This window comes from Paraburkholderia sp. SIMBA_053 (genome assembly GCF_046534895.1).
GTDB classification, from domain to species: Bacteria; Pseudomonadota; Gammaproteobacteria; order Burkholderiales; family Burkholderiaceae; genus Paraburkholderia; species Paraburkholderia caledonica.
The window spans coordinates 1-261 of record NZ_JAWRXU010000984.1 but is presented as its reverse complement, the minus strand read 5'-3'; the positions used below and the strand labels follow the sequence as shown (position 1 = coordinate 261).

Here is a 261-nt window from a genome sequence, read left to right as displayed (position 1 = left end):
CTGATCGAAAGGCTGCAATATGCAGCCTATTTCCTCACCGTCTATGACATTGTGCAGTTTGCAATTTCCAAGAAAATTCTGTGTCAGGGGCGCGGTTCGGCGGCCAATTCCGTTGTCTGCTTCTGCCTTGGCGTCACCGGTGTGGACCCGACACAGGTTGACCTCCTGTTCGAGCGCTTTCTTTCGGTGGAGCGAAAGGAACCGCCGGATATCGACGTCGATTTCGAGCATGAGCGGCGCGAAGAGGTGATGCAATATGTC

The 261-nt window shown here is 54.0% G+C and carries 1 protein-coding gene; it reads left to right on the top strand.

Annotation, left to right across the window (positions count from 1 at the left end; all coding sequences use genetic code 11):
• Positions 1-261 (top strand): hypothetical protein (locus SB753_RS38550; RefSeq protein WP_410805349.1); only part of this gene is annotated, 261 nt, incomplete at both ends.